Annotated in this window: 18 protein-coding genes and 1 pseudogene; 9 read left to right on the plus strand and 10 right to left on the minus strand. The window is 61.7% G+C overall.

Going from position 1 to position 23421, the window contains the following annotated elements; all coding sequences use genetic code 11:
• The 8 genes from L6D74_RS25430 to edd form a co-directional block, all read right to left on the minus strand.
• Nucleotides 1–846 (minus strand): carbohydrate ABC transporter permease, encoded by an 846-nt coding sequence (locus tag L6D74_RS25430; RefSeq protein ID WP_007951164.1) that lies wholly within the window; start codon nucleotides 844–846, stop codon nucleotides 1–3.
• Nucleotides 839–1747: a carbohydrate ABC transporter permease gene (locus L6D74_RS25435; protein WP_007951166.1), complete on the minus strand. Its 909-nt coding sequence runs from the start codon at nucleotides 1745–1747 to the stop codon at nucleotides 839–841. The genes L6D74_RS25430 and L6D74_RS25435 overlap by 8 nt, the downstream gene beginning before the upstream one ends.
• 142 nt (nucleotides 1748–1889) lie before the next feature.
• The gene (locus tag L6D74_RS25440) at nucleotides 1890–3191 is read right to left on the minus strand and encodes an ABC transporter substrate-binding protein (RefSeq protein WP_064598941.1); all 1302 of its coding nucleotides are present in this window, start codon (nucleotides 3189–3191) and stop codon (nucleotides 1890–1892) included.
• Between the two features lie 118 nt (nucleotides 3192–3309).
• A complete protein-coding gene (locus tag L6D74_RS25445; RefSeq protein WP_085647317.1) occupies nucleotides 3310–4569 on the minus strand; it encodes a D-mannose isomerase in 1260 nt (419 codons plus the stop codon).
• Between the two features lie 295 nt (nucleotides 4570–4864).
• Nucleotides 4865–6292: an ATP-binding protein gene (locus L6D74_RS25450; protein WP_170928295.1), complete on the minus strand. Its 1428-nt coding sequence runs from the start codon at nucleotides 6290–6292 to the stop codon at nucleotides 4865–4867.
• 31 nt (nucleotides 6293–6323) lie between these two features.
• On the minus strand, nucleotides 6324–7055 hold the full coding sequence (locus L6D74_RS25455) for a response regulator (RefSeq protein WP_064598947.1): 732 nt from the start codon (nucleotides 7053–7055) through the stop codon (nucleotides 6324–6326).
• 79 nt (nucleotides 7056–7134) lie between these two features.
• Nucleotides 7135–8091 (minus strand): glucokinase, encoded by a 957-nt coding sequence (locus tag L6D74_RS25460; protein ID WP_236190931.1) that lies wholly within the window; start codon nucleotides 8089–8091, stop codon nucleotides 7135–7137.
• On the minus strand, nucleotides 8088–9914 hold the full coding sequence (gene edd, locus L6D74_RS25465) for a phosphogluconate dehydratase (RefSeq protein ID WP_085610793.1): 1827 nt from the start codon (nucleotides 9912–9914) through the stop codon (nucleotides 8088–8090). Before edd ends, L6D74_RS25460 begins: the two co-directional genes overlap by 4 nt.
• Nucleotides 9915–10134: 220 nt before the next feature.
• Between edd and gap the strand changes: the two genes are divergently transcribed.
• The 9 genes and pseudogenes from gap (at nucleotide 10135) to L6D74_RS25505 (ending at nucleotide 20687) form a co-directional block, all read left to right on the plus strand.
• On the plus strand, nucleotides 10135–11136 hold the full coding sequence (gene gap, locus L6D74_RS25470; protein ID WP_064598953.1) for a type I glyceraldehyde-3-phosphate dehydrogenase: 1002 nt from the start codon (nucleotides 10135–10137) through the stop codon (nucleotides 11134–11136).
• Nucleotides 11137–11237: 101 nt separating this feature from the next.
• Complete coding sequence (locus tag L6D74_RS25475) at nucleotides 11238–11756, plus strand: RNA polymerase sigma factor (RefSeq protein WP_064598955.1); 519 nt, start codon at nucleotides 11238–11240, stop codon at nucleotides 11754–11756.
• 124 nt (nucleotides 11757–11880) lie between these two features.
• Nucleotides 11881–12846 (plus strand): FecR family protein, encoded by a 966-nt coding sequence (locus L6D74_RS25480; protein ID WP_236190933.1) that lies wholly within the window; start codon nucleotides 11881–11883, stop codon nucleotides 12844–12846.
• Nucleotides 12847–12968: 122 nt separating this feature from the next.
• Nucleotides 12969–15554, plus strand: coding sequence for a TonB-dependent receptor (locus L6D74_RS25485; RefSeq protein ID WP_236190935.1), 2586 nt, complete (start codon nucleotides 12969–12971; stop codon nucleotides 15552–15554).
• A 112-nt stretch (nucleotides 15555–15666) separates the two neighbouring features.
• On the plus strand, nucleotides 15667–16263 hold the full coding sequence (locus tag L6D74_RS25490; protein WP_236190938.1) for a biliverdin-producing heme oxygenase: 597 nt from the start codon (nucleotides 15667–15669) through the stop codon (nucleotides 16261–16263).
• Between the two features lie 162 nt (nucleotides 16264–16425).
• Entirely contained in the window at nucleotides 16426–16821 is a 396-nt protein-coding gene (locus L6D74_RS25495; protein ID WP_236190939.1) for a YbaN family protein, read from the plus strand.
• Nucleotides 16822–17274: 453 nt separating this feature from the next.
• Nucleotides 17275–18282: pseudogene (locus L6D74_RS30210) on the plus strand (methyl-accepting chemotaxis protein); the annotation flags it as partial.
• Between the two features lie 102 nt (nucleotides 18283–18384).
• A complete protein-coding gene (locus L6D74_RS30215) occupies nucleotides 18385–19140 on the plus strand; it encodes a methyl-accepting chemotaxis protein (RefSeq protein WP_371320921.1) in 756 nt (251 codons plus the stop codon).
• A 197-nt stretch (nucleotides 19141–19337) separates the two neighbouring features.
• Nucleotides 19338–20687, plus strand: coding sequence for a CoA transferase (locus L6D74_RS25505; RefSeq protein WP_236190942.1), 1350 nt, complete (start codon nucleotides 19338–19340; stop codon nucleotides 20685–20687).
• A 231-nt stretch (nucleotides 20688–20918) separates the two neighbouring features.
• Here the strand turns inward: L6D74_RS25505 and L6D74_RS25510 are convergent, their stop codons facing one another.
• Nucleotides 20919–21770, minus strand: a complete 852-nt coding sequence (locus tag L6D74_RS25510) for a DNA-3-methyladenine glycosylase family protein (protein ID WP_236190944.1) — start codon at nucleotides 21768–21770, stop codon at nucleotides 20919–20921.
• The gene (gene arcD / locus L6D74_RS25515; RefSeq protein WP_236190946.1) at nucleotides 21767–23194 is read right to left on the minus strand and encodes an arginine-ornithine antiporter; all 1428 of its coding nucleotides are present in this window, start codon (nucleotides 23192–23194) and stop codon (nucleotides 21767–21769) included. Before arcD ends, L6D74_RS25510 begins: the two co-directional genes overlap by 4 nt.
• Nucleotides 23195–23421: the final 227 nt, after the last annotated feature.

Genomic DNA, 23421 nt, shown 5'->3' on the forward strand with positions numbered 1-23421 from the left:
TTACCCCTTGACTGCGCCGGCCGTCAGCCCGCGCACGAAATACTTGCCTGCGACCACATAGACCAGCAGGGTCGGCAGCCCGGCGATCATCGCCGCCGCCATGTCCACGTTGTATTCCTTGGCCCCGGTGCTGGTGTTGACCAGGTTGTTCAGCGCCACCGTGATCGGTTGCGAATCACCACTGGAGAACACCACGCCGAACAGGAAGTCGTTCCAGATCTGAGTGAACTGCCAGATCAGGCAGACCATGATGATCGGCGTCGACATCGGCAGGATGATCTGGCGGAAGATCGTGAAGAAGCCCGCGCCATCGAGACGCGCCGCCTTGATCAGCGCATCCGGAATGCTCACGTAGTAGTTACGGAAGAACAGCGTGGTGAACGCCAGACCGTAAACCACATGGATGAACACCAGGCCGGTGGTGGTGCTCGCCAGGCCCATTTTGCCGAGGGTGAACGAGGCCGGCAGCAGCACGGTCTGGAACGGCAGGAAGCAGCCGAACAGCAACAGGCCGAAGAACAGCTGCGAACCGCGAAAGCGCCAGAACGACAGCACGTAGCCGTTCAACGCACCGATGGCGGTGGAGATGATCACGGCCGGCACGGTGATCTTGATCGAGTTCCAGAAGTAGCCGTCAACGGTGGCCCAGGCTTTCACCCAGCCGATGCCGCTGACCACGGTCGGCCAGCTCAGCAGGTTGCCGGTGGAGATGTCTTCCGGGGTCTTGAAGCTGGTCAACAGCATGACCACCAGCGGTACCAGGTACAGCAGGACCGCGAGGATCAGCACCGCGTAGATCGCGATGCGACTCAGACTGATGGCAGGTTTCGAAGCGAGACTAGTCATGACGCTTGGTCCTCAGCTCGGAGTACAGGTAAGGCACGATGATCGCGAGGATCGCACCGAGCATCAGGATTGCACTGGCCGAGCCCATGCCCATCTGTCCACGGCTGAACGTGAACGAGTACATGAACATCGCCGGCAAATCGGAGGAATAACCCGGGCCGCCGGCCGTCATGGCCGCCACCAGGTCGAAGCTCTTGATCGCGATGTGCGCCAGGATCATCACCGCACTGAAAAACACCGGACGCAGGCTTGGCAGCACCACTTTCCAGTAGATGCGCGGCATGCTTGCGCCGTCGATCTGGGCAGCACGGATGATCGATTGATCGACGCCACGCAGACCGGCGAGGAACATCGCCATGATGAAGCCCGAGGCTTGCCAGACCGCCGCGATCACCAGGCAGTACACCACGCGATCCGGGTCGATCAGCCAGTCGAGACGGAAGCCTTCCCAGCCCCAGTCCCGCAGCAATTTGTCCAGGCCCATGCCCGGGTTGAGCAGCCATTTCCACGCAGTACCGGTCACGATCATCGAGAGCGCCATCGGGTACAGGTAAATGGTGCGGATAAAGCCTTCGCGACGGATTTTCTGGTCGAGGAAAATCGCCAGTGTCACGCCGATTACCAGGGTGATGCCGATGAACATGCCGCCGAACACGGCCAGGTTCTTGCTCGCCACCCACCAGCGGTCGTTGTCGAACAGGCGCTCGTATTGCGCCAGCCCTGCCCACTTGTAGTTAGGCAGGAAGGTCGACGTGGTGAACGACAGGACAAACGTCCAGAGGATATAGCCATAGAAGCCCACCAGAACGATGAACATGCTCGGCGCCAGCACCAGTTTCGGTAGCCAGCGCTGCAATGCGTCGAACGGCGAGGCCTTGCTGAACACAGCAACAGAACTCATGGGAAGATCCAGTAGAAGGATTAAGAATTACGGATGCGATCCCTGTGGGAGCCAGCCTGCTGGCGATTGCGTTGTGTCAGTTCACACTTTCGGTGGCTGACGATCCGCTATCGCGAGCAGGCTCGCTCCTACAGGCCAAGCATTACTTGGCAGCCTTGATGGCAGTGCCGAGTTTCTTGGCAGCGTCGGCCGGGTCGGCTTTCGGGTCGTTGATGTAGTTGGTCACAACATCAAAGAACGCACCCTGCACGGCCAGCGTGGTCGCCATGTTGTGCGCCATGCTCGGTTGCAGGCCGCCGCTCTTGGCGTCTGCCAGGAAGTCCTTGGCAGCGGTCTGGGCGCAGGAGTCGAAACCGTACTTGCCCATGTCGGCGAGCATGTCGTTGCGCACCGGAATCGAGCCCTTGTTGATGCTGAAGACTTTCTGGAAGTTTTCACCCAGCACGACTTTGGCGATGTCCTGCTGACCGGCCGCGGTGCCCGCGTCCTTCTGCTTGAACACGGCCAGCGAGTCGATGTTGTAGGTGAACGCCTTGTCGGTGCCCGGGAAGGCTACGCACTCGTAGTCCTTGCCGGCGACTTTCTTGGCGGCGGTCCACTCGGACTTGGCCCAGTCACCCATGATCTGCATGCCGGCCTTGCCGTTGATGACCTTGGCCGCTTCCAGGTTCCAGTCCTGGCCTTTGCCGTCCTGGTCCATGTAGGTCGCGACTTTCTTCAGCTCGGTCAGGGCCTTGACCATTTCCGGACCGGTCAGGGCAGCGTTGTCCAGGTCGACCAAGGCTTTCTTGTAACCATCAACACCCATCACCGACAGCACGACCGCTTCGAACACGGTGCTGTCCTGCCAAGGCTGACCGCCGTGGGCCAGCGGGATGAAGCCCGCCGCTTTCAGCTTGTCGCCGGCGGCGTAGAATTCTTCGAGGGTGGTCGGGGCTTTTTCGATACCGGCTTTCTTGAAGACTTCCGGGTTGATCCACAGCCAGTTCACGCGGTGAATGTTCACCGGCACGGCCACGTAATCACCTTCGAACTTCACGGTGTCGGAGACTTTCTTGTCGAGCAGGCTGTCCCACTTCTCGGACTTGGAAACGTCCTTCAGCACGTCAGTGTCGAGCAGACCGGTCGACGCCCATTCCTGGATGTCCGGGCCCTTGATCTGGGCAACGCCTGGCGGGTTGCCGGCTACTGCGCGGCTTTTCAGCACGGTCATGGCAGTCGCACCGCCACCGCCGGCGACAGCGCCGTCTTTCCAGGTGAAACCGTCTTTCTCGACTTGAGCCTTGAGCACATCGACGGCAGCTTTTTCGCCACCGGACGTCCACCAATGCACGACTTCCACCGAACCTTTGGATTCGGCAGCGGAAACACTCAGGGGCAGCACAGCGAGCGGGAACAGGGAGGCGACAGAAATGACAGTAGCGAGGCGAGAAATCGCATTCATCTGAGATGTACCTTTCTTGTTGTTATGCATGCAAGTCTGGTGCTTGCGCTGCACACGAGTTTAAACAGAGCGTTTCCCCCCGCAGGTAACGAAGGGACGCGCGAATGTCACCACATGGTTACACAGGAACGCTTCGAGACAGGTGTGCCAGAGCACTGGCCATGCTCGGTGCCAGCGGCAGACGTGGAATCAGAACGGCCTGCCAGGCGTGGTACAGATCCGGTTTGCCCGCCCAGATATCGGCACTTGGACGGTTTTGCGGGTCGAGTTCGTGATGCCAGCTGCCGTCGCAGCGGTCGATGAAATACGTTTCGCAAAATTCCCAGAACAGGCGATACCAGGTTTCGTACTGCGCATCGCCGGTGCGTTTGAGCAAGGCACTGGCGGCAGCGCTGGCCTCGGCGTGGGTCCAGTGCAGGCGATGACGCACCACCGCTTTGTTGTTCCAGTCGAGGGTATAGACGATGCCCGGCGCACCATCGACATCCCAGCCATGGCGGCAGTTTTGTTCGAACAGCTTTTGCGCATCGGTGGCCAGCCAGCCGGGCGTGAGCATGCCGGCCTGAACCCGCGCGGCTTCGAGGTGCAGCAACAGCCGCGCCCACTCGAAACCATGGCCCGGCGTGGTCCCGTAGGGACGGAAACCGTCGGCGGGATTGTCATGGTTGTAGTCGCGCAGCGGCTGCCAGTTGCGGTCGAAATGCTCGATCACCAGGTAATCGTTGGCGGCGGCGTGCCCGTGAATCACCCGCTCGACGATGCGTTGCGCACGCACCAGCCAGCGCGGGTCTTCGGTGACATCGGCCAAGGCAAGGAAGGCTTCGGTGGCGTGCATGTTGCTGTTGGCGCCGCGATAGGCCTCTTCTTCGCGCCAGTCGCGGTTGAAGAACTCGCGCATGGCGCCCTCTTCCTCGCTCCAGAAATACGTGTCGATGATGTCGATGGCGTCATCCAGCAACGCCTGCGCGCCCGGACGTTGTGCGACCACTGCGGAACTCGCCGCCAGAGCGACGAAAGCATGCAGATAAGCGTTCTTGCCGGTGTTGCCGTCACGGTGTTCGGCGACGGCGAACCAGCCGCCGTGCAGCGCATCGCGCAACGGACCGCGCAGGGCTGTAATGCCGTGATCGACCAGCTCGGCGAACCCCGGCAGGCCCTGAATGTGGGCCATGGCGAAGCTGTGGGTCATGCGTGCGGTGTTCATGGTTTCGGCTTGCGCGCCGGCCTGGAGCTGGCCGCGCTCATCGAGATTGCCAAACCCTTCGGGCAGCCGTGAAGCCTTGGCAAATGCCAGCAGGCGCAGGCCTTCATCGGCGAGCCATTGCTGGTGGGCAGGGGCGTTCAGCCAACTGCTGAAGCCCGGATTGAAATGATCCATGGGTGGCCTTTTTTGTTGTTATGACTGCGGGCAGTCTAAACAACGGGCCGGGAGGGGCTTGTAACGAAGGGGGCGGGTTTTGTCACCGAGTCGTGACAAAGAGCCAGCCCTCACCCCAGCCCTCTCCCGGAGGGAGAGGGGGCCGACCGAGGGATATTGCAGAGGTACGCCGACCTGAACGATTCGCTTTGAATCCATAATCGATAAGGTCTTTCAGGTCGATGTATGACGCCAGACACCTCGGTCGGTCCCCTCTCCCTCCGGGAGAGGGTTAGGGTGAGGGCAAGCTTTTGACTTAATCCGCCGAACGCGGTAATTGCAGGGTCACGCGCAATCCGCCTTCGCGCAGGTTCTGCAGCGTCACTTCACCGCCATGGCTATGGGCAATGTTGCGGGCGATCCCCAAACCGAGACCGTAACCCTGCTGCTGTCCCGCCAAGCGGAAGTGCGGCTCGAACACCTGCTCCAGCCGCTGCTCCGGCACGCCCGGCCCTTCATCGTCGACATGCAGCACAAACGCACGATCATCGTCATCGATGTGCAGGTGGGCGTTCTGCCCGTACTTCAACGCGTTGTCGATCAGGTTGCCGATGCAACGCTTGAGCGCCAGCGGCTTGCCCGGATACGCCGCCAACGCCCGCCCCTGCTGCGTCACGCGACCATTGCCGGCCGGCGCCAGATAGGGTTCCACCAGGCAGTCGAGCACATGGTTCAGATCAACCGGCTCGATGTTTTCGTGGATGTCGGTGTCCTTCACGCATTGCAGCGCGCCTTTGACCAGCAGCTCCAGTTCGTCCAGATCGCGGCCGAACTTGGTTTGCAGCTTCTCGTCTTCCAGCAGTTCGACCCGCAGGCGCAGTCGCGTAATCGGTGTACGCAGGTCATGGGAAATCGCGCTGAACAACTGGCTGCGCTCGGTCAGGTAACGGCTGATCCGCTCGCGCATGGTGTTGAAGGCGCGGCCCACTTCGACCACTTCGCTGCCGCCGCCCTCGGCCACCGGCTCGACATCGGCGCCCAGCGACAAATCCCGCGCGGCCCGTGCCAGACGCTTGAGCGGCCGGCTCTGCCAGTGCACCAGCAGGCCGATGAACAGCAACAGAAAACCGCTTGTGAAGACGATGAACCACACCTGCTGGGTCGGCAGGCCTTGCTCTTCGAGACTGGTGTAGGGCTCGGGCAACAGCGAGGCGATGTACAGCCACTCACCCGGCGCCAACTGAATCTGAGTCACCAGCACCGGCGGATTCACCGGCTCAAGCGTAAGCGCGTAATGCGCCCAGGAACGCGGCAACTCATCGAGCTTCAACCCGGCGTTGAAGATCCGTAGGTCATCGGGGCTGACGAAGGTCACCAGAATGTCGGTGTCCTGGCCCAGCGACTGACGCAGCACTTCATCCACCGCTTTCAACACCGCGGCCTTGCGCGGCGTCACCGGCAGCACTTCCATGCCCAGCGGTTTGTCATTGAGCGTCACCACAAAACGCGTGCCGCCCATGCTGCGCAATTGGTCGAGCACCAGAGGCCGATAGGCCACCGGCAACGAGCGGAAATAACTGACGCTGGCGGTCATCGAATGGGCGAGGCTGCGGGCGCTGGTGACCAGCCCTTCGAGCTGGGTCGCACGCAATTGGGACACCCAGATCACGCTGGACAGGGTCTGGGCGAACAACACCGCGAGCAGCGTCAGCAGTAGCATTCGCCCAAGCAGCGAACGCGGCATCGGCACTTTGCGCGCGGTGGTGCGCAGGAACTCAATGACCATTGCCGGCAACCACATTGGCTGCCAGTTGGTAGCCGCTGCCGCGCACGGTACGGATCAGGCGCGGCGGTTTTTCGGTGTCGCGCAGACGCTGGCGCAGACGGCTGACGGCCATGTCGACGATGCGGTCGAGGGGCATCAGGTCGCGGCCACGGGTGGCGTTGCCGATGGTGTCGCGGTCGAGGATTTCCTGGGGATGATCAAGAAACAGTTTCAACAGGGCGAAGTCGGCGCCGGACAGAATCACCTCCTCGCCGTCGGCGTGAAACAGCCGATGGCTGACCATGTCCAGCCGCCATTCATCGAACGCCAGCACTTCACTGCCGCCACGTTCCTGGCCGAATTGGGCGCGACGCAGCAGGGCCTTGATTCGGGCTTGCAGTTCGCGGGGGCTGAAAGGCTTGCCGAGGTAATCGTCGGCGCCGAGCTCCAGGCCGATGACCCGGTCGGCTTCGTCGGAACTGGCGGTGAGCATGATGATCGGCACCTGGGCCTGACGCGGATGCTGGCGCACCCAGCGGCACAGGCTGAAGCCGTCTTCATCGGGCAGCATCACATCGAGGATCACCAGATCGCTCGGCGCGTCGTTCAGCGCCTGACGGAAACCGGCGCCATCCGCCGTGGCCCGTACCTGAAAACCCGCGCGGGTCAGGTAGGTTTCCAGCAACTCGCGTATCTCCTGGTCGTCATCGACCAACAAAATCGACTTGTTGACTGAGCTCACTTCGAAGGCATCCTTGTTGTTGGAATTGGGCGGATTATGCCTGATGTGTTGATTGTTCCCACGCTCGGCGTGGGAATGATCATTTACCGGATTGTTCGAGCGCCACTCCTGCACCGACGAGCCCCGAGTACGGCGCTGTCACCAGCCACACCGGAATTCCCTTGAAGTAATCGCTCATGCAGCCCTTGTCGGCGAAGCTGCGGGCGAAACCGCTTTCGAGGAAGAAATCGGCAAAGCGCGGAATCACGCCACCCACGATGTACACCCCACCACGGCCGCCGGTGGTCAGCACGTTATTGCCGGCCACGCGACCGAGCCAGCAGCAGAACTGCTCCAGCACTTCCAGGGCAATCGGGTCGCCTGCAAGACCTGCCGCAGTGATTGCCTCTGGTGTGTCGAGCTTCGGTTCATGACCATCCACCGCGCAGATCGCCCGGTAGACCCGCGGCAAGCCACCGCCGCTCAACGCGGTTTCCGCGCTGACGTGGCCGATCTCGTTGTGGATGTGCTGCCAGAGCTGGGTTTCACGCGGACTGCTCAGCGGCAGATCGACGTGACCGCCCTCTCCCGGCAACGCGGCAAACCGCCCTTCGCCGAGATCGAGCAAGGTGCCGACGCCCAGGCCGGTGCCCGGGCCGATCACCACTGCCGGGCGCAACGGCTCAGGCGTGCCTTCGCAGACCACGCGGAATTCGCCGGGCTGCAAACGGGTCATGCCCAGCGCCATCGCCGAGAAGTCGTTGATCAGCAACAGCTGCTCGACCTGCAAGGTCTGGCAGAACGCCTTGCGGCTCAGGCGCCAGTGGTTGTTGGTGAATTTGAATTCATCGCCGCTCACCGGCCCCGCCACCGACAGGCACACCGAGCCGATAGCGCCCGGCGCCAGACCGAGCCCGCTCAGGTATAGGCCGATCGCCTCTTCCGGGCTGGCATGGTCGGCCGTGGCCAGCACCTGAACCGATTCGAGCTGCTGATCTTTCCACAACGCAAACCGCGCGTTGGTGCCTCCGATGTCACCGACCAAAGCCAGTTTCAATTAAGCGTCTCCAGGGCAGAAGTGAAGGCGCTGGCGCCCTGCTCCGCCGAGCTGAAGGCCAAACGCATGAAGCCAAACAGTTCGCGACCGCTGCCGATGTTGTTGCCCAACAGGCCTTTGGCGGGTTCGCGCGCTGCGAATTCGGCGGCGTCCACCTTGAGTTCCAAAGTGCCTTTGACGCCATCGACGCGGATGATATCGCCCTCTTGCACGCGCGCCAAAGCGCCGCCGACATAAGCTTCGGGGCTGACATGAATGGCCGCCGGAATTTTCCCGGATGCGCCGGACATGCGCCCATCCGTCACCAGCGCCACCTTGAAGCCTCGATCCTGCAGCACGCCGAGGAACGGCGTCATCTTGTGCAGCTCAGGCATGCCGTTGGAACGCGGACCCTGGAAGCGCATCACCGCGACAAAATCCTTCTCCAGTAGACCGGCCTTGAAAGCGTCTGCCAGATCCTGCTGGTCCTGGAACACCATGGCCGGTGCTTCGACGATCTGGTTTTCCAGCGCCACGGCAGACACCTTCATCACGCCGCGACCGAGGTTGCCTTCCATCACCCGCAAGCCGCCCTCTGCCGAGAACGCACGGGCCACCGGGCGCAGGATGTTTTCGTCGAGGCTGTCGGTCGGGCCTTCGCGCCACACCAGCTTGCCGTTATCGAGGAACGGCTCTTTGGTGTACTGGCTCAGGCCGTGGCCGAGCACGGTGTTGACGTCTTCGTGCAGCAGACCGGCTTCGAGCAGTTCGCGGATCAGGAACGACATGCCGCCCGCCGCCTGGAAGTGGTTGATGTCAGCCTTGCCGTTCGGATAGACGTGGCTCAGGGTCGGCACGACTTCGGAGAGGTCGGCCATGTCCTGCCAGGTCAGTTGAATGCCTGCCGCCATGGCGATGGCCGGCATGTGCAGGGTGTGGTTGGTCGAACCGCCGGTGGCGTGCAGCGCGACGATCGAGTTGACCAGCGCCTTCTCGTCGACGATTTCGCCGATCGGCAGGAAGTTACCGTTCTGTTTGGTCAGGCGGGTGACCTGGTGCGCGGCTTCGCGAGTCAGGGCCTCACGCAGCGGGGTGTTCGGGTTGACGAAGGACGCGCCCGGCAAGTGCAGGCCCATCACTTCCATCAGCAACTGGTTGGTGTTGGCGGTGCCGTAGAAAGTGCAGGTGCCCGGGCTGTGGTACGACTTCATCTCCGATTCCAGCAGCTCTTCGCGGGTCGCCTTGCCTTCGGCGTACTTCTGCCGCACGTCGGCTTTTTCCTTGTTGGAAATCCCCGAGACCATCGGCCCGCCCGGTACGAAAATCGTCGGCAGGTGACCGAAACGCAGGGCGCCCATCATCAGGCCCGGCACGATCTTGTCGCAGATGCCGAGCATCAGCGCGCCGTCGAACATGTTGTGGGACAGCGCCACCGCCGTCGACATCGCGATCACTTCGCGGCTCGGCAGGCTCAGCTCCATCCCCGGCTCACCCTGGGTCACGCCGTCGCACATGGCAGGCGTGCCGCCAGCGAACTGGCCGACCGAGCCGATCTCGCGCAGGGCGTTCTTGATCTGTTCCGGGAAGACTTCGTACGGCTGGTGCGCCGAGAGCATGTCGTTATATGACGAAACAATCGCGATGTTCGCCGAGTTCATCATCCGCAGGCTGTGCTTGTCTTCGCTGCCACACCCGGCCACGCCGTGGGCGAAGTTGGCGCATTGCAGCTTGCCGCGCATCGGCCCGTCGGTGGCGGCGCCGCGAATCAGTGCAAGGTAAGCCTGACGCGTGGCGCGGCTGCGGGCGATAAGCCGTTCGGTGACCTCAAGAACGCGGGGATGCATGTGTAGAACTCCAGGCTAACGGATGTGGCGACCTGATTGTCTATGCTGATCAAAAGCCCGTTCGCGTGGGATGACGAACGGTTTTCTTGATCATTCGGACCAGTTGATTCAGGTCACTCGTTGTAGATAAAACAAAATATTGCCACTAAAAAGGCTTGTTTTCTATTTTTATGCGAATAATCTTGTAATTCCAACAACAAAACGACGGCGGCGCTGTTCAATGACTCTTCGAATCGCAATCAATGGTTTTGGCCGCATCGGCCGTAATGTCCTGCGCGCACTGTATACCCAAGGCTATCGTCAGGATTTGCAGATCGTCGCCATCAACGATCTGGGCGACAGCGCGATCAATGCGCATCTGCTCAAGTACGACACCGTTCATGGCACATTCGACGCCGAAGTGGCTCATGACAACGAGAGTCTGACCGTCAACGGCGACCGCATTTCAGTCAGCGCCATCCGCAACCCGGCCGACCTGCCCTGGGCCGCGGAAAAGATTGATGTGGTGTTCGAATGCACCGGTCTGTTCACCGACCGCGCCAAAGCCGCTGCGCATATTACCGCCGGCGCACGCAAAGTGATTATCTCGGCCCCGGCCAAAGGTGCCGATGCCACCGTCGTTTATGGCGTGAACCACGACATTCTGCGCCAGTCGCATCAGATCATTTCCAACGCCTCGTGCACCACCAACTGCCTGGCCCCGGTGGCCCAGGTGCTGCACCGCGAACTGGGCATCGAAAGCGGCCTGATGACCACGATTCACGCCTACACCAACGACCAGAACCTGACCGACGTCTATCACACCGACCCGTACCGCGCCCGTTCCGCCACCCAGAACATGATTCCGAGCAAGACCGGTGCCGCCGAAGCCGTGGGCCTGGTGCTGCCGGAACTGGCCGGCAAACTGACCGGCATGGCCGTGCGCGTGCCGGTGATCAATGTGTCGCTGGTTGACCTGACCGTGCAGTTGAAGCGCGAAGCCTCGGCCGATGAAGTCAATGCACTGATGAAAGCCGCGAGCCAGCATTCGAAGATCCTCGGCTACAACACCCTGCCGCTGGTTTCGAGCGATTTCAACCACAACCCCTTGTCGTCGATCTTCGACGCCAACCACACCAAATCCACCGGCAAACTGCTGAAAGTGCTGGCCTGGTATGACAACGAGTGGGGCTTCTCCAACCGGATGCTCGATAACTGCCTGGCGCTGTGCAACGCGGAATAAACGCCTGCCCCCACAGGTTTGATTTCAATCTGAAATCAACACTTGACCACTCGGGCGGATGATAAGCATTATCATTCGCTCGAAATGGATCAGGTCTTCCCGTGAGTCAATCACACTTCAATCACGTGTTCCTCGCCCAACGCACGTCGCTGCTGCGGACTCTGGAACGGATGGTCAACAACCACAGCACCGCCGAAGACCTGTTGCAGGAAACCTACCTGCGCGTCACCCGGGCGCTGAGCGAACGTGCCATCGATCACCTTGAACCCTTTGTCTTCCAGACCGCGCGCAACCTGGCGCTGGACCATTTGCGTGCGCGCAAGATTCATTCGCGCACCATGGTCGACGACGTGCCGCAAGACGTGGTGCACAGCGTCGCCGCCCCCGCCAGCAGTGCCGAAGACGCCGCTCACGCCGAACAATTGCTGGAGCGCCTGAACGTGAGCCTCGGTGAACTCAGCCCCCGCCAACAGCAAATCTTCATCCTCAGCCGCCTGCACGGGCACAGCTATCAGGAAATCGCCGAAGAACTGAGCGTCTCTCTCAGCACGGTGCAGAAAGAACTCAAACTGATCATGACCATCTGCATCGGTGTCGCCGAACGCTTGAACAACGACTGATGCCGTAGGGCTTTTCTGTAAACCTCAGGATCGACTGCACTGATCATCGGGCTTTGTTACCCTTGCCCGACTTTTACGCTTCACTAAAAAAACAGCCGTGCACAGACACTGCCGAGGAAACACCGTGACGGACATCCACCGCTCCCCTTCGCCTTCATCGGCGCAGGACGCTGCAAGCGCAATGGACCAGGCTCTGGACTGGCTCATCGTGCTCGGCAGTCCGGACGAGGAGCAGACCCGGCAATTCCATGCCTGGCTGGCGGCCGACCCGTTGAATGCCGAGGCGTTCGCCAAGGCCCAGGCAATCTGGGACGGCCCGCAGATCGCCCAGTGCGCACAGAACCTCGCGGCCAAACCGAAGAAAGTCACCGTCCTAACTCGTTTGCGCCCGCACTGGAAGCCGCTGGCCACCGCCGCCGTTCTGCTGCTCGGGCTGTTCAGTTTCAGCAACCTGCCGATGCGATTGCAGGCCGATCACCTGACCGTGGTCGGCGAACGTCAGCGCCTGCAGCTCGAGGACGGCTCGAAAGTCCTGCTCAACACCAATTCCGCCTTCTCCAGCACGATCAACGATCAGCAGCGAGTCGCGCGGCTGTATCAGGGCGAAGCGTTTTTCGAGATCCCGGCCAGCCGCAGCCAGCCACTGGAAATCGACGCCGGGCCCGTGAAAGCCAGCGTACGCGACACCGCGTTTGCCGTGCGTTATCTGGACGGCGTGGCGCAGGTGCGGGTGCAGCGCGGCGATGTCGATTTGCGGGCGACCCGCGACGACGCACGGGTTCGGTTGTCCGCCGGGGAAAGCATCCGCATCGGTCCCAACGGTTTCGACCACCCGGCCAAGGTCGACGCCGCCACCGATCTGGCGTGGGTGCAGGGTCGGCTGATCTTCGAAAACTGCCCGCTGAACCAGGTGCTGGCCGAACTGCGCCGTTACTATCCGGGCTTCATCATCAACACCAACGAGCAGTTGGCCGACGTCGCCGTCACTGGCAACTACCGTCTCGACCAGCCGCTGGATGTGGTGCGTTCGCTCGCTCATATCACCTCGGCCAGGCTTCGGGAATTCCCGGCGCTGGTGATCCTGAACTAAATGAGAATTATTTTTACTCGATAGCCGAAGCTCGTTCGTCTCGTTATAGCCAATGCAATTGATTCGCATCTCGCGAGATCAATCAGTACCTATAAAGATTCGTGCGACACGGAGCGCTATCGATGTCCTCACGCCTTACCCGCCAGACTTCTTCCCCTTCCCGCATGCTGTCGCTGCTGACCGCCGCCATCCTGATGGCCGGCACCGCGCCGCTGATGGCCGCCACCGAACAGCCGGCGCGCAACATGGGCGACTACTCGTTCGCCATCGGCCAGCAGCCGCTGGTGTCGGCGCTCAATGCGTTCACCGCCGTCACGGGCTGGCAGGTCGGTTTGCCGGCGCAACTGGGTCAGGACGTGTCGTCGCCGGGCGTGCGCGGTTCGCTGCCACCGGAAAAAGCCCTGGAGCGCCTGTTGGTGGGGACCAACCTGAGCTTCCGCAAACTGAGCAACAACAACGTCGTGCTGGAAAAACGCGCCAGCGGCGGCGCACTCAATCTTGATCAGGTGACCATCAGCGCCACCCGTCAGGAACAGTCGGTCAACAGCGTGCCGGCCACCGTCAGCGTGCAGACCCGCGAGGATCTGGACCGCAACAACGTCAACACCATCAAGGATCTGGTGCGCTACGAGCCGGGCGTCTCCGTCGGCGGCGCCGGCCAGCGCGGCGGGATCAGTGGCTACAACATTCGCGGCATCGACGGCGACCGGATTCTGACTCAGGTCGACGGCGTCGAAGTGCCGGACGGTTTCTTCAACGGCCCCTACGCCAAGACCCAGCGCAACTACGTTGACCCGGAAATCGTCAAACGCGTCGAAATCCTCCGTGGCCCGGCCTCAGTGCTGTACGGCAGCAACGCCATCGGCGGCGCCGTGAGCTACTACACCCTCGACCCGGACGACATCATCAAGCCCGGCAAAGATGTCGGTGCCCGCCTGAAAACCGGCTACAGCTCCGCCGACGAGAGCTGGCTGAAATCCGCCACCGTCGCCGGTCGCGCCGACCAGTTCGACGGCTTGCTGCACTACAGCCAGCGCGACGGTCATGAAACCGATTCCTACGGCAGCAACAACGGCACAGGCCTGGAGCGCACCGCCGCCAACCCGGAAGACGTGAAAGCCAGCAACGTGCTGGCCAAGATCGGCTGGAACTACAACGAAGGGTCGCGCCTGGGCCTGACTTACGAAAAGTACAAGGATGATCGCGACACCGATCAGAAAAGCGCTTACGGCGGCCCGTACTTCAACGGTGCCCCGACAATCCCGGACAGCGTGCTGCCCGGCGGCATGTACCAGTGGCGCACCGGCAACGACACCATCACCCGCGAGCGTTTCGGCCTGGAGCACAGCTTCGAGTTGAATAGCCTGCTGGCGGACAACGTGAAGTGGAGCCTCAACCACCAGACCGCCAAGACCGATCAGAGCACCGACGAGTTCTACTACCCGATCACCCGCAAAGTGCTGCGCACCCGCGACACGATTTACGAAGAGAAACAGTGGGTCTTCGACGCGCAACTGGACAAGGCATTCGCCATCGGTGACACCGATCATGTGCTGACTTACGGCACCACCATCAAGCAGCAGAAAGTCACTGGCTCGCGCAGCGGCGACGGCAAGTGTCTGGCGGTCGGTCGCGGCTGCACCGCCATCGGCGCGACCAGCGCAGCGGATGTGCTGAAGAAGTCCAGCGACTTCCCGGACCCGACCATCAACACCTACAGCCTGTTCGCCCAGGATCAGATCAGCTGGAACAACTGGACCTTCCTGCCAGGCCTGCGCTACGACTACACCCAGCTCAAGCCGCACATCACCCAGGAATTCCTCAACACCGTGGCCGCCGACGGCAATGGCACGGTCAGCGATTCGAACAAGACCTGGCATAAAGTCTCGCCGAAATTCGGCCTGACCTACGCCCTGACCGACAACTACACCTGGTACGGCCAGTACGCCGAAGGCTTCCGCACACCGACCGCGAAAGCGCTGTACGGCCGCTTCGAGAACAGCACCACCGGCTACAACGTGGCGCCGAACCCGGACCTGGAACCGGAAAAAAGCAAAAGCTATGAAACCGGCCTGCGCGGCAACTTCGAGCAAGGCTCGTTCGACGTGGCGGTGTTCTATAACAAGTACCGCGACTTCATCAACGAAGACGCTGTCACCCCGGGCTACGACGAGTTGACCTTCCAGTCGAGCAACATCAAGCACGCCACCATCAAGGGTGCCGAAGTCAAAGGTCGCCTGAATCTCGATTCCTTCGGCGCGCCGCAAGGCCTGTACACCCAAGGCTCGATTGCCTACGCCTACGGACGCAACAACGACAACGGCGAGCCGCTCAACAGCGTCAACCCGCTGACCGGCGTGTTCGGCCTCGGTTACGACCAGGACAACTACGGCGGCCTGCTGAGCTGGACCGTGGTCAAGAAAAAGGACCGCGTCGACGACAGCAACTTCAAGTCGCCGGATGGCGTCAGCAGTCAGTTCAAGACCCCGGGCTTCGGCATTCTCGATCTGGCCGGTTATTACAAGGTCACCGACGACGTCACCGTCAGCGGCGGCATCTACAACCTGACCGACAAGAAGTACTGGCTGTGGGATGACGTGCGCGGTTACGACAGCGTCGGCGAAGCCTCGGTGACACAACCGGCCAACCTCGATCGCCTGACCCAGCCGGGCCGCAACTTTGCGATCAACCTGGTCTGGGATATCTGATCCGGATGACCTTACGGCGCGTGTGCATGGCCGCGCCGTGAGGTTTTTTTTACTGTCCGGCGCTTGCCCGTACGTCTCGTTATCAAGCGCCTCTTCTTTTCAAGGACATCTCATGAGCACCCCGGAAAAAGCCCTGCGTTCGCAACGCCTGAACCAGATCACCCACGAGCCGCACAGCAAGCTCGATGCGCTGGTCAAGGCCCACGCGCCGTTCGAGACCCGCGCCAATTTCGCCCGTTTCGTGGTCGCGCAGTACCTGTTCCAGTCGGAGCTGGTGGCGCTGTACAACGATGCCGAACTGACCGCCATCGTCCCTGACCTGCCGGCCCGCTGCCGCGCCGAAGCCGCCAGGGCCGACCTCGCCGACCTCGACACCAAAGTGCCTGCGCCAGTCGCCGGCGCCGTGAAAAACCCGAGCAAGGCCCGCGCCCTGGGCTGGATCTTCGTCTCCGAGGGCTCCAAGCTCGGCGCCGCGTTCCTGATCAAACGCGCTGTCGCGCTGGACCTGAGCGAAACCTTCGGCGCCCGTCACCTGGGCGAACCTGAAGGCGGTCGCGCCGAAGGCTGGAAGAGCTTCGTGCGCACCATCGATTCGCTGCAATTCAGTGCTGAAGAAGAAGCCGAAGTGGAGCAAGGCGCGATTGATGCGTTCAACCGCTTCACCGTGCTGCTGGAACAGGCTTACGCCACAGAAGCCGAGCCGGCCTGAGCCACATCGACTGCCCATTGTGGGAGCTAGCCTGCTAGCGATTGCGGCCTGACATTCAATTCAGATGTCGACTGATATACCGCCATCGCGAGCAGGCTCGCTCCCACATGGGAACCGAGCAAGTCTGTAGAATCCCCGTTTCGCCTCACGCACTTCGAGCCCATGCCCCAACCCGCCGCCTCCCGACTCGCCCGCCTGCTGTTCGGCCTGCTCGCCTATGTCAGCCTCGGCATCGGTCTGATCGCCATCGTTGTGCCCGGCCTGCCGACCACCGAGTTCATCCTGCTCGCCGCCTGGGCCGCGACCCGCAGTTCGCCGCGCCTGAGTGCCTGGCTGGAAAACCATCGACTGTTCGGGCCGATCCTGAGCAACTGGCGCAACGGCAAGATCATCGCCCGCAAGGCCAAGGTCAGCGCCACGGTCAGCATGCTGCTGTGCGCCACGCTGATGCTGGTGATGCTCGATCACGGCTGGCCGATTTATCTGGCGATTGCCGGGATGATCCTGGGCAATCTGTGGATCTGGTCGCGACCGGAAGCGTTGCCGAAGATTTCCTGATTTTTCCCTTGTTTTCAGGGTATTTACCCGCGCAAACGTTTAGCCGTGACCACTCGTCGGCTGGTAATTCATGCCTCTGCGCCTAGCGCCGATGAGCATTGAATGGCGCTGAATGGATTTGGCGAACCGGGCACCTTCCTGCCACTAAGCCAACAGCTCATCCATTCGCGAGAACGTCCCATGTTCGACTCCCTGTCCATCCGCCTGAAAATCGTCCTGCTCTCCGGCCTGTGCCTGCTCGGTGTGGTCGCGCTGATCGTTGGCATCAACATTTACCAGACCAACCAGAACGACGAACTGGTCAGTGCTTCCAGCAGCAAGATGCTCACCGCCAGCGTGCAGGACCTGCTGCAGGCCAAGGCTGCCGAGCAAGCGGTGCGGGTGCAGAAAACCTTCGGCGAAAGTCTGTTGGTGATCACCGCCCTGGCGGACCAGATCAAGGACATGCGAGTGATGGCCGCCAAGCGTTCGCTGGACGCCGGCGCCCTGCGTGAAGAGTTGAACCTGAGCCTGAAAACCGCCTTCGAGCGCAACAGCAAGGTGCTTGGCATCTGGCTGGCGTTCGAGCCCAACGGACTGGACGGCAAGGACAGCGAATTCGCCAACGATGCCGCGCGTCAGTCCAACGAGGCGGGACGCTTCGCCAGTTACTGGAGCCGTGCTGCGGGCCCGTCGCTGAACACGATCATGGTCGAAGACGACATGAACAAGACCACCCTCAGCGTCAGCGGCACACCTTACAACAGCTGGTACACCTGCCCTCGCGACAACAAACGCACCTGCCTGCTTGATCCTTACGCCGACACCGTGGGCGGCAAGGAAATGCTCATGACCACCATTTCCGTGCCCCTGCTGGTGGACGGCAAGGCCATCGGCGTGGTCGGTGTCGACATCGCCCTCGATGCCCTGCAAGCGGCGGCCGTGGACTCTCAGCGTGACCTGTTCAACAGCGCCGGGCACATGCTGATCGTCTCCGGCAGCGGCGTGCTCGGTGCCTACAGCGCGGATGCCGGCAAGGTCGGCAAAAGCATCGGCGACACCCTCGGCGTCGAGGGCAAGGACGTGCTGCAACTGCTGAGTGCCGGCACACCGAAGATTCTCGAACGGGGCGACCTGATCCGCGCCGTGTATCCGGTCAACCCGATTGCCGACTCCAAGGCCTGGGGTGTGGTCATCGACCTGCCGAAACAAGTGCTGCTGGCCGACTCGGTCAAGCTCCAGGCAGTGCTCGACGATGCGCAGCAAACCGGCACCATTACCGCCCTCGCAGTTGCAGTGATCGCCGGCCTGATCGGTCTGCTGCTGATCTGGCTCACCGCCTCCGGTGTGACCCGTCCGATCAACAGCGTCGCCGAGATGCTGAAGAACATCGCCAGCGGCGAAGGCGACCTGACCCAGCGCCTGAACTACACCAAGCAGGATGAACTGGGCGAACTGGTGAACTGGTTCAACCGCTTCCTCGACAAGCTGCAACCGACCATCGCCCAGATCAAACAGAGCATCACCGAGGCTCGCGGCACCGCCGATCAATCGTCGGAAATCGCCCGCCAGACCAGTGAAGGCATGCAGGTGCAATTCCGCGAGATCGATCAGGTGGCCACCGCCTCCAACGAAATGAGCGCCACCGCTCACGACGTGGCCAACAGCGCCTCGAACGCTGCCAACGCCGCGAAAGGCGCCGATCAGTCGGCCAAGGACGGCATGTCGATCATCGAGCGCAGCACCCGTGACATCAATCAACTGGCCGATGAAGTCAGCAAAGCGGTGACCGAGGTCGAAGAGCTGGCGGTCAACAGCGAGCAGATCGGTTCGGTGCTGGAGGTGATCCGCAGCATTGCCGAGCAGACCAACCTGCTGGCGCTGAACGCCGCGATCGAAGCGGCCCGTGCCGGTGAAAGCGGTCGTGGTTTTGCGGTGGTGGCCGATGAGGTCCGCAACCTGGCCAAGCGCACCCAGGATTCGGTGGAAGAAATCCGCGTGGTCATTGAACGCATCCAGACCGGCACCCGTGGCGTGGTCGCGACCATGCACTCGAGCCAGACCCAGGCCCACAACAACGCCGGGCAGATCCGCCAGGCCGTGGACGCCCTGGGCAAGATCAGCGACGCGGTCACCGTGATCAGCGACATGAACCTGCAAATCGCCAGCGCCGCCGAACAGCAGAGCGCAGTGGCCGAAGAGGTCAACCGCAACGTCTCGGCGATCCGTACCGTCACCGAAACCCTGACCGAACAGGCTACCGAATCGGCGGCGATCAGCAGCCAGCTCAATGCATTGGCCAGCCAGCAGATGAAATTGATGGATCAGTTCCGCGTCTAGAACATCACTGTCATCCCTTGTGGGAGCTTGCCTGCAAGCGATGGCGGTGGATCAGTCGATACATCTATCGGCAGACACTCCGCTATCGCTTGCAGGCAAGCTCCCACAGGGATTTGTGTTGACTAGGGAGATTAGGGTTTTCATCTAACTCGATATTCTTTTGCACTATGATCAGGCCCTCTTCCGGAGGGCCTTCGATGACCGATCTGCTCACGTCCATTCAAGCCGCGCTCGGCTTGTCCCGCATGCCGATTCCGTTCACCGGCGAGGGCGCCCTGCCCTCGGCGTTTGCCGTCACCGACCTGGCCTGCGCAAGCATTGCTGCTGCCGGGCAAGCGGTCGCCGAACTCCTTCAGCAGCAAACCGGCCACTTGCCCGAAGTTGAAGTCGACCGCCGCCTCGCCTCTTTCTGGTTCGCCACCTCGCTGCGGCCGATCGGCTGGGAAGTGCCGCCGCTGTGGGATCCGGTGGCCGGCGACTACGCAACCCGAGACGGCTGGATCCGCCTGCACACCAACGCCCCGCATCACCGCACCGCCGCTGAAAGCGTGCTCGGCGCCTGTGCCGACCGCGCGGCCATGGCAGCAAAAGTCGCGCAATGGGCCAGTGCCGATCTGGAGCAAGCGGTGGTCGAGGCCAAGGGCTGCGCCGCCGAAATGCGCAGTTGGGAACAGTGGCAGAAACACCCGCAAGGGTTGGCGGTGAATGCCGAACCCTTGGTGCATTTCAGTGATGGGAAGGAAGAGAACCGTCGACCCTGGCAAGGCTCGGTGGCACAGCCATTGGCCGGGCTCAAGGTGCTCGATCTGACCCGCGTACTGGCCGGCCCGACCGCCAGCCGCTTCCTCGCGGGGCTGGGCGCCAATGTGCTGCGCATCGATCCGCCGACCTGGAACGAACCCGGCGTGGTGCCGGAAGTGACTCTCGGCAAACGTTGTGCGCGGCTGGATCTGCATGAGCTGGCAGATCGCGCAGTGTTTGAAGGTTTGCTCAAGGATGCCGACATTCTATTGCACGGCTATCGCGCCGACGCCCTTGAACATCTCGGCTTCGGCGTTGAACGTCGCCGGCAACTCGCGCCGGGGCTGATCGACGTTTGCCTCAACGCCTACGGCGGGAGCGGCCCGTGGCAGAACCGGCGCGGCTTCGACAGCCTGGTGCAGATGAGCAGCGGAATCGCCGAGGCCGGGCAGCGCTGGAAGCAAGCGGACAAACCGACACCGCTGCCGGTACAGGCGCTGGATCATGCGACGGGGTATCTGATGGCGGCGAGTGTGATTCGGTTGCTGACTGAACGGTTACGCAGTGGTCGAGGTGGATCGGCGCGGTTGTCGCTGGCGCGGACGGCGAAGTTGTTGGTTGAGCATGGGGCTGGGACTGACGAAGCGTTGCGTCCGGAGGAGGCAAAGGACCAGAGCTTGCAGATGGAACACACGCCATGGGGGCCGGCACGTCGGCTTCAAGCGCCGCTGCGTATTGCTGGAGCGCCGTTGCAGTGGGCTTTGCCGGCGACTGAGTTGGGGTCGCATCGTCCGCAGTGGTTTTGAGATTTGTGCATGGTTTGAGATCGCTGCCCTCACCCCAGCCCTCTCCCGGGGGGGAGAGGGAGCCGACCGAGTTGTCTGGCGCCATGCATCGACCTGAGAGATCGAGTCGATTTTGGATTCGGTGCAGAACGTTCAAGTCGATGTACTTCTCAAATATCCCCCAATCGGCTCCCTCTCCCTCCGGGAGAGGGCTGGGGTGAGGGCCGCGATCTCAAGCCGTACACCACAATCTCAATCGAATCGGCTCAAAGACGCCCACAACACCTGCGCCGCATACCCCCGAAATGGCCGCCAGGCCTCTGCCCGAACAGACAACTCCCGCGCCGTCATCCGCTTCCCTTCCAGTACCTCCAGCGCCCGCAGCAATCCCACATCCCCGGTCGGAAACCCGTCCATGTCCCGCAACTGGCGCAAGGCAATGTACTGCGCCGTCCAGTCGCCAATTCCGTGCAACGCCAGCAACCGCGCCGTCCCGGAGGCAAACAGCAGCGGATCGTCCAATGACGCCTGCGCCACCCCGGACAAAGTGCGCCCGCGACTTTTCGGCATGCCCAGCGCCGCCAAATCAGCGTTCGCCAAAACCTTTGCCTGAGGAAAGACGTGAGTCAGGCCCGGCACTGCAGAACGCAAAGGCTCGCCATACTGCGCCACCAGTTTCCCCGCCAGCCGAATCGCCGCGACCACGGTGATCTGCTGCCCCAGCACCGCGCGAAACGCCAGTTCCAGACCATCCCACGCCCCCGGCACCCGTAAGCCCGGCCGCTCGGCGATCAGCCGCGCCAGCAGCGGATCTACCGCCAGATGCTGCTGCATCCTGGGTAGATCCGCATCCAGATCAAACATCCGTCGCAAGCGCACAACAATCTCGGGAACCGCCGACGGATCCGGGAAATCCAGCTCCACCTCCAGCGCATCACCGTCGCCGGGCCAGACCGAAACCGTGCCCTGCACCCCGTTCAACCCGATGCTGCGCGAATACACACCATCAACCACCGTCTCCATTCCCGCCACCGCGCGGGCCGCGAGAAACCCGAGCATCGCCGGCCAGTCGCAAAATCCGTGATAGTCGAGCCGTAATCTCACAGAGACAACACGCCGCTGTACAACCCATACGCCGCAAGCCCGGCCCCGGCGATCACGCAGGTGAAAATCCCCTTCTCGAGCGTGGTGAACAACGGCTCGCCCTGCTCATGCTTGGCCTTGGCGAACAGGATCACCCCCGGCGCATACAACAGCGCCGACAACAGCAGGTATTTCACCCCGCCGGCATACAACAGCCACACCGCGTAACACAGCGCGATGCCGCCGATCAGCAGATCCTTGGTGCGTTCGGCAGAGGCATGTTCATAGGTTTCTCCCCGCCCGCTCAACAGCACCGCATAGGCTGCCGACCACAGATACGGCACCAGAATCATCGACGAGGCGAGGTAAATCAGACTGGTATAGGTGCCGGCGGAAAACAGCGTGATCAGCAGGAAAATCTGGATCATCACGTTGGTCAGCCACAACGCGTTGACCGGCACATGGTTGGCGTTTTCCTTTTTCAGGAACGCCGGCATCGTGTTGTCCTTGGCGGTGGCGAACAGGATCTCCGCGCACAACAGCGCCCACGACAGCAACGCACCGAGCAACGAAATGGCCAGGCCCACGCTGATCAGCAACGCGCCCCATGGCCCGACGATGTGTTCCAGCACAGCGGCCAGTGACGGGTTCTGCAAGGTCGCCAGTTCCGGCTGGCTCATGATCCCCAGCGACAACACATTGACCAGCACCAGCAGCGCCAGCACACCGATGAAACCAATCACCGTGGCCCGGCCCACATCGGTGCGTTTCTCCGCCCGCGCCGAGTAAACGCTGGCGCCTTCGATACCGATGAACACGAACACGGTGACCAGCATCATGTTGCGCACCTGATCCATCACGCCGCCGAAATTCGGGTTGCTGCGGCCCCAGATGTCGCGGGTAAAAATCTCGGCCTTGAACGCTACGGCGGCAATGACCACGAACATGATCAAAGGAATGATCTTGGCCACGGTGGTCAACTGATTGATCAGCGCCGCCTCCTTGATCCCGCGCATCACAAGAAAGTGCACGGCCCACAGCAACGCCGAGGCGCAACCGATGGCGATCGGCGTGTTGCCCTGGCCGAACACCGGAAAGAAGTAGCCGAGGGTGCTGAACAGCAACACGAAATACCCGACGTTGCCCAGCCAGGCACTGATCCAGTAACCCCACGCCGAAGAAAAGCCCATGTAGTCGCCGAACCCGGCCTTGGCGTAGGCATACACGCCGGAGTCCAGTTCCGGTTTGCGATTGGCCAGGGTCTGGAACACGAAAGCCAGGGTGAGCATGCCGATCGCCGTGATGCCCCAGCCGATCAGGATGGCGCCGGCATCGGCCCGGGCTGCCATGTTCTGCGGCAGGGAAAAAATCCCCCCGCCAATCATCGAACCCACCACCAGGGCGATCAGTGCGCCAAGGCGCAGCTTTTGCGTCGGTTGCGACATTCCAGCGTCTCCAGGTTCCCGAGGTCGGCATTGGCCGCCCATGGTGATGTAACCGGTATTAACCAAACGGTTAGAGCGTAAGTACGTTTATTGAATAACGCCAATCAACGCCTTTTATATATAGCGGATGGCACTAATGCCTAGCACGGATAGGCGGTTTTGTGTGCGAATCTTGATAATTCGATTCTGTACTGAAAACAGAGGTGAAAAATTTGCCAAACCTTGAA

Origin of the sequence: Pseudomonas pharyngis, from assembly GCF_021602345.1 — a bacterium.
GTDB lineage: Bacteria > Pseudomonadota > Gammaproteobacteria > Pseudomonadales > Pseudomonadaceae > Aquipseudomonas > Aquipseudomonas pharyngis.